This is a genomic window from Fructilactobacillus sp. X8R2C1 (assembly GCF_059900955.1).
This window is the reverse complement of record NZ_JBWXVI010000021.1, coordinates 1-326: the sequence shown is the minus strand read 5'-3', so window position 1 is coordinate 326 and position 326 is coordinate 1. Positions and strand designations below refer to the sequence as shown.

Genomic DNA, 326 nt, shown 5'->3' with positions numbered 1-326 from the left:
ATAATCTTGCCGGTAACCTGGTCGAAGGTTGCCGTTCGAGTGTAGGTAACGGTCTCAACTTTGTCATCGGAAGCTTTACTACCATCAGCGTAAACGTAGTGCACCGTTCTCGTAATGTTCTTAGTCAGATCATTTACACCAGTTCCATCTGGGTACTTCGGTCCAGTTGGGTTATTTGGATCAACTGGTTGTCCTGGTTGTCCTGGATTATCTGGCGTAACCGTCTTAGTCTTATGCTTCAAAACAACAGTAAAGGTTGGATTGTCAGTGTTGAAAGTAAAGCCATCAGCAGGGTATCCGTCGGATACCAACTCGTAGCCCTTAGC

Annotated in this window: 1 protein-coding gene; it reads right to left on the bottom strand. The window is 46.0% G+C overall.

All coding sequences use genetic code 11. The features are described from left to right. Nucleotides 1-326: mucin-binding protein (locus tag AC6UD6_RS07020; RefSeq protein WP_500696179.1), on the bottom strand; the 326-nt coding region annotated here is incomplete at both ends.